6 protein-coding genes and 1 rRNA gene are annotated in these 9,045 nt (G+C 59.5%); 4 read left to right on the top strand and 3 right to left on the bottom strand.

The genetic code is table 11. From position 1 onward, the window contains the following. Nucleotides 1-282: 282 nt before the first annotated feature. From NGJ21_RS20850 to NGJ21_RS20840, 3 genes are read left to right on the top strand one after another with little or no spacing between them, the layout of a single operon-like run. Nucleotides 283-1,620: a TolC family outer membrane protein gene (locus tag NGJ21_RS20850; protein WP_119687964.1), complete on the top strand. Its 1,338-nt coding sequence runs from the start codon at nucleotides 283-285 to the stop codon at nucleotides 1,618-1,620. Nucleotides 1,621-1,664: 44 nt separating this feature from the next. Continuing rightward, the gene (locus NGJ21_RS20845; RefSeq protein ID WP_115273161.1) at nucleotides 1,665-3,821 is read left to right on the top strand and encodes a type I secretion system permease/ATPase; all 2,157 of its coding nucleotides are present in this window, start codon (nucleotides 1,665-1,667) and stop codon (nucleotides 3,819-3,821) included. 7 nt (nucleotides 3,822-3,828) lie between these two features. Next, a complete protein-coding gene (locus NGJ21_RS20840) occupies nucleotides 3,829-5,187 on the top strand; it encodes an HlyD family type I secretion periplasmic adaptor subunit (RefSeq protein WP_174142631.1) in 1,359 nt (452 codons plus the stop codon). Between the two features lie 58 nt (nucleotides 5,188-5,245). Here NGJ21_RS20840 and lapD read toward each other — a convergent pair whose 3' ends face one another. Beyond that, entirely contained in the window at nucleotides 5,246-7,192 is a 1,947-nt protein-coding gene (gene lapD, locus NGJ21_RS20835) for a cyclic di-GMP receptor LapD (RefSeq protein WP_174142627.1), read from the bottom strand. A 10-nt stretch (nucleotides 7,193-7,202) separates the two neighbouring features. Then, a complete protein-coding gene (gene lapG, locus NGJ21_RS20830; RefSeq protein ID WP_376778894.1) occupies nucleotides 7,203-7,949 on the bottom strand; it encodes a cysteine protease LapG in 747 nt (248 codons plus the stop codon). Nucleotides 7,950-8,169: 220 nt separating this feature from the next. Between lapG and NGJ21_RS20825 the strand changes: the two genes are divergently transcribed. Beyond that, a complete protein-coding gene (locus NGJ21_RS20825) occupies nucleotides 8,170-8,868 on the top strand; it encodes a GntR family transcriptional regulator (RefSeq protein WP_046788330.1) in 699 nt (232 codons plus the stop codon). Between the two features lie 54 nt (nucleotides 8,869-8,922). On the opposite strand, the gene rrf is transcribed toward NGJ21_RS20825, so the two are convergent. Next, nucleotides 8,923-9,038 (bottom strand): 5S ribosomal RNA (gene rrf / locus NGJ21_RS20820). Nucleotides 9,039-9,045 lie beyond the last annotated feature (7 nt).

The raw sequence follows: 9,045 nt of genomic DNA, 5'->3' as shown, positions 1-9,045 counted from the left end.
CGGAAGTGTGTCGATACTGTTTCCGGCATGCTTGACGTCAAATTATCGTCTATAACTGCCAGCTATTAACTTTATGCCAAACTATTGACCTTATGGTCGCCATCCTAAACAATCGGCAATGTAATGTCACATTGATATTTGAACGGTTGCTATCCCTTCCTTTAGTACTAATACCAGTGCCCCGTCGGAAGCTGCTCATCGGTCAAATCAGGTTGTCATTTTCCAGACCTGAACCGCTTCGGCCGTGATTCAGGACAACAGCGCCCTCGGGGATCAGTAAAAATGCGTGCGTCACTGTTTACCGCTCTTCCATTCGCCTTTGCCGCCACTTTCCTGCAAGCACAAACCTTGCCCGAAGCCATGCAGAAAGCCCTTGAGGTGCACCCGGAGATCCAGGCGGGTGTCAACGCCCGAGTGGCGGCCGATTACCAGCTGCGTGCGGCCAAGGGCGGCTATTTGCCGCGGGTAGATGTGACCGCTGGTTATGGACGAGAGGGGACTGACAGCCCGAGCACCGGCAACCGCTGGGAAACCCTCAATCGCGGTGAGTCAGCAATCCGTCTTCGCCAAATGGTTTTTGACGGTTTTGCCACTTCTAACGAAGTAGGCCGTCAACAAGCCACCGTTAATGCCCGCGCCTACTCGCTGATGGACACCTCGGAGCGCACCGCGCTTGACGTGGCCCAGGTTTACCTGGACGTGCTGTCGCGCCGCGAAATGGTTCGCCTTGCCGAGGAAAACCTGCGCAACCACGAACGTATCCTCGACCAGATCAAACTGCGTACCAGCCGTGGTGTTGGCCGCCTGGCTGACCTTGATCAGGCCGAAGCCCGTCTGGCTCAAGCGCGCAATAATTTGATAACCGAGCAGACCAACCTCGCCGATGCCAACACCAACTTCCTAAGCGTGGTAGGCCAGATGCCGGATGAACTGAGCGCCCCGGCGCCTTTCATCGACCTGCTGCCGGCAACTCTGGATGAGGCGCGCGCGCAGATGGTAGAGAGCAGCCCAGTACTGCGCTCGGCAGAGTCGGACATCGCCGCGGCTGAGAAACAGTACGACGCAGCGAAGTCGAGCTTCTATCCGCGGTTCGATGCAGAACTCGGAAGAACGGCCGATAACAACATCGACGGCACTGTCGGCCACAACAATGAGTGGCAGGCCATGCTGCGCATGAACTTCAACCTGTACGCCGGCGGCAGCAACAAGGCTGACCTGGAGTCCAAGTCATACTTGGCCAACCAGGCGCTGGATATTCGCAATAACGCCCTGCGCCAGCTCAACGAAGAACTGGGCCTGGCATGGAATGCGCAAGAGAACGCCAACGCCCAGTTGCCTATCGCCCAGCAATACGTCGATCACAGCAACCGGGTACGCAGCGCTTACCAGCAGCAGTTCAGCCTAGGCGAACGCACACTGCTCGACTTGCTCGACAGTGAAAATGAAACCTTCACTGCTCAGCGTCGTCTGGTTGAGGTGAAGAACATACAATTGTTTACTCAATACCGAATCAAGGCGACCATTGGCCAACTGCTCAAGAGCCAGGGTGTCGTAGCACCGATGGCCACCGTTGTGCAGAATGATGTGAAACCGCGAGTGAACCTGCCAGGCATGAACTGAGGCGCACCCGCACCATCTACCCGCAAGGATGAAGAGAGCGCCGCGTGGAATCCGAAGTCAGTCGAGTGCAACTCAGCCACGATCCACGCAGCCAGCACGATGACCCGTTGCTGGATAGTCTGCTGACCCTGTGTGTTCTGCACCAGAAGCCCGCAAGCAGGGCCATGCTGACTACCGGCCTGCCCTTGCCGGCCCAGCGCCTGACCCCTGATCTGCTGCCTCGTGCGGCTGCCCGTGCCGGGCTGCAAGGGCGCGTACTTCAGCGCAAGCTGGAGCAGATCCCGAGCATCGCCATGCCGGCCATGCTGCTGCTCAATGAGGGCCGCAGTGCAGTGCTGGTGGGCTGGGAAAACGAAGACACCGCCCGCCTGCTGCTCAGTGAAAGCGACGGCGGTGAGGTGCTGGTGAGCCGCGAGGCGCTGCAGGGCGACTACAGCGGCAAAGTGTTCTTCGCCCAGCCGCAGCACAAGTTCGATGTGAACCACGGCAACCTCATCCCGCGCGCCCGCTCCTGGTTCCGCGACACGTTGATGCGCAGCAAATGGCTGTACATCGACGCCATTGCTGCCAGCTTGGTGATCAACCTGATTGCACTGGCTGCGCCTTTGTTCGTGATGAATGTGTACGACCGCGTGGTTCCCAACCAGGCCACGTCGACGTTATGGGTGCTGGCGGCAGGCATCGGCTTCGCCTACATATTCGACCTCATTCTCAAAGGCCTGCGCGGCCTCTGCCTGGACCTTGCGGGCAAGAAGACCGACCTGATCATTTCAGCCACGCTGTTCGAGCGGATCGTCGGCATGTCGATGAAGTATCGCCCTGCCCGGGTCGGCAGCTTTGCCCAGAACATTCACGAATTCCAGGGCCTGCGCGACTTCCTCGCTTCGCTAACGCTGACCACCCTGATCGATCTGCCGTTCACCCTGCTGATCCTGCTTGTCATCGCCATCATCGGCGGGCATCTGGTATGGATCCCGGTCCTTGCGTTCCCGCTGGCTTTGGGCATCGGCTATGCGCTGCAGAAGCCGTTGATGGCGACCATGGAGCGCACCATGGCGCTGGCATCGGAGCGCCAGTCCAGCCTGATCGAAACGCTGGCCGGTCTGGACGCAGTCAAGGTCAACAACGCCGAGAGCGAACGCCAGTACATGTGGGAGCAGACCCTTGGCACCCTCAGCCGCCTCGAGCTGCGCGTCAAAGTGCTGTCGAGCCTGGCCATGAACATCACCTTGCTCATCCAGCAGTTGGCGGGGGTGGCGATGATCTGCGTTGGCGTTTACCTGATCATCGACGGCAACCTGAGCATGGGCGGCCTGGTCGCCTGCTACATGCTCAGCGGTCGAGCGCTAGGCCCGTTGAGCTCGCTCAACGGTTTGCTGGCCCGCTACCAGCAGGCCAAGGTGACCATGGTGGCCACCGACCAGATGATGGAGCTACCGCAGGAGCGCAATTTCGAAGAACGTCCTCTGAGCCGTCAGGTGCTGCAGGGCGCGGTCGAATTCCGGGGTGTAGATTTCACCTATCCCAATCAGCAGAACCTGGCGCTCAAAGGCATCAACCTGAATATCCGCCCGGGCGAGAAGGTCGGCATCATCGGCCGCAGCGGCTCGGGCAAAAGCTCGCTGGCCAAGCTCATCGTCGGCCTGTACGAGGCTGACAATGGCTCCTTGCTGGTCGATGGCGTGGATATCCGCCAGATCGACGTCAGTGAGTTGCGCCATAACATCGGCTATGTCCCGCAAGACATTCAGTTGCTGGCAGGCACTTTGCGCGACAATCTTGTCAGCGGTGCCCGCTACATTGAAGACGAATTGATCCTGCAAGCCGCCGAGCTGGCCGGCGTGCATGAATTCGCTCGCCTGCATCCCGACGGTTACGAACTGCAGGTCGGCGAACGCGGCCAGAACCTTTCCGGAGGGCAGCGGCAGAACGTCGCCCTGGCTCGGGCGCTGCTGCTCAACCCGCAGATCCTGCTGTTGGACGAACCCACCAGTGCCATGGACAACACGGGGGAAGAACGCCTCAAACAGCGCCTGGCTGCGGTCATCGAGGGCAAGACCGTTTTGCTGGTGACCCACCGGGCGTCCTTGCTGTCGCTGGTGGACCGATTGATCGTCATCGATCGAGGACAGATTGTTGCGGATGGCCCGAAAGCCGCCGTCATGGATGCGCTTAAAAAGGGGCAGATCAGTGTTGCATAAGCTGGATATGGGGCGTTTCAAGGACAGCCTGCGCCGTTACTTCAAGGGCTCGGAGTCCCTTGCCGGGCAACCGCTGCCGGAGGTCAACAAAGCGCTGATCGAAGACGCGCCACGCATCGTGCGCCTGACTATCTGGGGCATCATCGCGTTCTTCCTGGTCATGATCATCTGGGCCAGCGTGGCCCCCATCGATGAAGTTACCCGCGGTGAAGGCAAGGCCATTCCATCCTCCAAAGTGCAGAAAATTCAGAACCTGGAAGGTGGCATCGTCGCGCAGATCTATGCCAAGGAAGGGCAGATCGTCGAAGTCGGTGAGCCATTGCTGCGGCTGGACGAAACACGCTTCGCATCCAACGTTGGCGAAACCGAAGCCGATCGTCTGGCGATGGCGCTGCGAGTGCAGCGCCTGAGCGCCGAAGTGGACGACAAGCCGCTGCAGATCGACGAAGAGCTGCGCAAGGCCGCACCGAGCCAGGCCGCCAGCGAGCAGTCGCTCTATCAGAGCCGGCGCCAGCAACTGCATGATGAGATCAGCGGCTTGGAACAGCAACTTGTGCAAAAACAGCAGGAACTGCGCGAGTTCACCTCCAAGCGGTCACAGTACGCCAACAGCCTGCAGTTGCTGCGTCAGGAAATCGCCATGTCCGAGCCACTGGTGGCCCAAGGCGCTATTTCCCAGGTGGAAGTGCTACGCTTGCGCCGCGCAGAAGTAGAGAACCGAGGGCAGATGGACTCCACCGCACTGGCCATCCCCCGCGCCGAAGCGGCTATCAAGGAAGTGCAGAGCAAGATTGAAGAAACCCGCGGCAAGTTCCGCAGCGAGGCGCTGACTCAGCTCAACGAGGCACGTACCGAGTTGAACAAGGCCACCGCCACGGGCAGGGCGCTGGATGACCGGGTCAACCGCACAATGGTCAGCTCGCCGGTACGTGGCATCGTCAAGCAGTTGCTGGTCAACACTGTCGGCGGCGTGATCCAGCCGGGCAGTGATATCGTAGAGATCGTGCCGCTGGATGATAGCCTTGTAGTCGAGGCGAAGATCCTGCCCAAGGACATCGCATTCCTGCACCCGGGCCAGGAAGCGACGGTCAAGTTCACGGCCTACGACTACACCATATACGGCGGTTTGAAGGCCACGCTGGAGCAGATCGGTGCCGACACCATCACCGATGAAGACAAGAAGACCACGTACTACCTGATCAAGCTGCGCACGGAAAAAAGCCACTTGGGCACTGACGAGAAACCGTTGCTGATCATCCCAGGAATGGTAGCAACGGTGGATATCATGACGGGCAAGAAGACCATCATGAGCTACCTGCTAAAACCCATCATGAAGGCCCGTGCTGAAGCCCTGCGCGAACGCTGACTGTCACAGGTGCAACCACCCTGAGGAAGGGCGCTGCACCTGCTCTGTCAGGCCGAAGTCAGCGCCAAGGGGCAGGCTCGCCCACCAACTGCCCCTGAATACCTTGAACCTCCATTTCCAGTAGCACCTGTCGCTCTCCTTCGGTCTCGACCCGCTCGGCAATCAACGGCAGATCAATACTGTGCGCTGCCCGCTGAATTGCTTCGATGAACAAACGCTTGTGTTGCTCTTGGTCAATATTGCGGATGTAGCTCCCGTCGATCTTCAGGTACGCCAGGCCCAAATGCGCCAGGTTACCGATCATGCTGAAGCGGCCACCAAAACGCTGCAGCGCCAGCCCGAAACCAAGCCCGTGCAAGCGTCGAGTCAACTGCTCGAGCGCGGCTTGCGCAGGCAATTGCTCTTCGCCGATTTCCAAGACCAAGCGTGGCCCCAGTGCGGTGTATTGCCCAAGCAAATCGTATACCCGCTGCAGAGCGTTGGGGTCGGCCAGGGTCGCAGCCGACAGGTTGAGCGCAAGCACCTGATCATGGCTACGCAAGTGCGCCAGCACTTTTTCGAGCACCAGCACATCCAGCCGCGGCATCCAGCCAAAGCGCTCGAGCCACGGCAGAAAGCGGCCGGCCGGCACTGCCTCGCCTTCATCATCGTGCAGCCGTGAAATGACTTTGTAGTGCAGCAAGCGCTGCTTGTCCTTGCAATCCACAACCGGTTGGAAGAACAGTTCGAACTGACCTTTGATGAAGGCTTGCTCAAGCCGCGTGTGCCAGGCGTGATGGCTATCGCCGGCAACAGCCGCGGCACCCTGCTCAAGGCAAACCCAGCCGGGTGTCGGCTGATTTTCAGCGCGGGCCAGGGCCTCATCGGCAAGTTTCAATAGCGCTTGCGGCGCGTCGCCGGGGCTGAACGGTGCAAGGCCGATACAGGCTACCGGGTCGACATCGGTGGCGCCGGTCTCGTGCAGACTCTGCAGCGTAGCCTCCAAGGCCTGGGCGAGCTGCACCGCCTCTTCGTGCACCATACCTGGGGCGAGCACGGCGAACTCACCGCCACGGCTGCGGGAAATCAGGTCTTTGGTCTCCGGGAACTTGGCACAGGTACGCTGCAGCTGTACACCGACCGCCTGCAACAGCTGGTCGGTGCGTTGGCCGCCCAAGCGGGCGTTAAGCCCTGTGAGGTCCTGAACACGCAGCAACAGTAGGTAACCCGCCCTCGCTTCTTCAAGGTTGCTGACTCGGGTATTGAGCTGCATTTCAAAGTAACGGCGGTTGGACAACCCGGTCAGGCTGTCCTGATACGATTCGGTACGTAGCCGCTCGCTGCGCTCGGCCTGCTCGTAGAACAGGGCCTTGAGCTTCTCCACCATCTGGTTCATGGCTTGCACCACACGACGCAACTCGGGCGTGCGCGGCAGCTCAGGCAGGCTGAGGAACTCGCGGCGGGCGATGGCGTGGGACTGCTCGACCATGTAGTCCAGCGGCCGCAATTGACGACGTAACAGCAAGGCTCCGAGTACCGCGCTCGCTGCACCGCAGAGCAGCAGCCAGCCCAGGCTGCCCAAGGCGCTCTGCCAGAGTTTGGAGATGGCGAACATCGGGTGGCTAATGACTTCGACCCGCGCGGCTTGTTGCCAACCTCGGCTGACGAGGGCATCACCGCCGGCAGCTTCGAGGCCTATCAGGTGGATGAACCAGGCAGGAACACCACCAGGATCTGGCTGCGCGTGACGCTCCACCAGCACCGCATTCGAGGCCAGGTCGACGACCTTGATGCTCGAATAATAGCCACTGTCAAAGATCGAACTGACCATGAGCTCTACCATGGCCGGGTCATCGATGTTCGGCGTCAACGAGAGCGCCAGCGCCGTGGCAGCGTCCTGGGCATGTGAGCGCAGCTGGTTGACGTACTGGCTGCGTGAACTCTCCAGGCTGACCATGAAGCTGCCGCTGAACGCGACCACCAGGAACAGGCAAATGGCCAACAGCAATTGTTTGAACAGTGACATCTGTGCTCCTTCAGTAAACCGGTTCGGCCGGGAACCCTTCGGCCTGCATTTTCTTTAACAAGTCCTGCCAGCGTGACAAACGCTTGGTGTCACCGACTTTCTTGTTACCCGCAGCACCGGTCAACCAGAGGCCTTCACCATTGAAGGCGTAGACCGGCAAGAGGTCAGTACGCTGGCTGGCCGGCTTGATCGCGTCCATCAGGCTATCGAGTACCAGCGGCTGGGCTTGTGGGCTTGAATAATAGGTCAGCACCATGTGCGCGCGATTCTGGCGCAAGGCCTTGACGTAGGTGATGCGCAGCTTTTCACTTGGGATACCCATGCGGCGCAGGCTGAAATACTTGGCGATGGCGTAGTCCTCGCAATCGCCGGCGCCCTTGATCAAGGCCTGGATGGGCGTGGCCCAATAGTCGACTTCACGCCACAAGTCGATGTCTTCGACATAGCGCAATTGCTGGTTGAAAAACAGATTGGCTGCCTGCAAGCGTTGTAGCTCGGAGCCTTGGTTTTGCGTGGCCATCATGGCTTGCCAGGCATCGATGCGGCCCTTGCCGGCACCCAGTGGGCCATACAGGGTCTGTGACTTGCGACTGATCTGGGAAAAATCCCAATCCGCATGCAAACCGCCCAGCAGCAAGCTGCCCAGCAAAATGGCAAGGCCGACACATCGCGCGGCGGTTTTGATTACCCAAGGTATCGCCACTGCGAAGACCTGTTTAGACCAGTCGAAAGCAGCGATGGTGAGGTCTGTCAGCATAAAAAACAATGGCATCCTGCACTCATGCCGCCGGTGGTCGGGGAGCCAAGACTTTCCAGTTAATGCTTTGTATGTGCCGCTTCCTTTGCCAGTCGTCTTCATCCACCATATCTCTAGGCCGTGTTTCGCCCGCCCCCATTGCGGGGAGCTGGTTTGACAAGCCCCCTTGCCTGTTACTAGTGTCATTGGATCCAACTTTAGTCGTCGAGGCAGACTCCGCGTGGCCGAGAAAATCAAACTGAGCAATGTGCTGGCGAGCGAACAGCTACCGGCGAACCTGGCCCGTGGCGTGATCGAAGAACGCTTGCGCAGCGCCATACTCGATGGCCGCCTGCCGCCCGGTACCGCCGTGCGCCAACAAGAGCTGGCGACCTTGTATGGCGTCAGCCGCATGCCTGTGCGTGAGGCGCTGCGCCAGCTGGAAGCGCAATCGCTGCTCAAGGTGGAGATGCACAAGGGCGCAGTTGTGGCGCCCTTGATTGGTGAAGATGCGGTCGACACTTATGCGTTGCGGGTTTTGCTCGAATCCGAGGCCCTGCGCCAATCCATTCCCCTGCTCGATGCCGAAGATATCGCCCGGGCACGTGGTTACATCCGGCAATTGGAAAACGAGACGCGCCACGCCGAAATCGGCCGCCTCAATCGGCTGTTCCACATGGCCCTGTACGGCAAGGCTCAGAACCAGAAGCTACTGCGCCTGATCGAGGACGAGCTCAACGAGGAAGAGCGCTTCCTGCGCTTTCATCTATCGTCGATGGGCTTGGGCAAGCTGACCCAGGACGATCACAACGCACTGGCGGATGCAGCCAGTGACAAGCTGGTCGACGAGGCAGTGAGGGTGCTGGAGCAGCATCTGAACAATGGTGCGCGGGTTATCAGGAATTACCTGGACAAGCAAGCAGCCCAGCCAATGCCATAACCCGGAAAAGACAAAGCCCCTGTCTGCAGTGCAGACAGGGGCTTTGGATTTGAATCTTGACGATGACCTACTCTCACATGGGGAAACCCCACACTACCATCGGCGATGCATCGTTTCACTACTGAGTTCGGGATGGGATCAGGTGGTTCCAATGCTCTATGGTCGTCAAGAAATTCT

The sequence above is a fragment of the Pseudomonas sp. Marseille-Q5299 genome (genome assembly GCF_943737035.1).
Taxonomy (GTDB): Bacteria; Pseudomonadota; Gammaproteobacteria; order Pseudomonadales; family Pseudomonadaceae; genus Aquipseudomonas; species Aquipseudomonas putida_E.
Note: the sequence above shows the minus strand (reverse complement) of the source record. Positions and strands in the feature narration are given on the sequence as shown.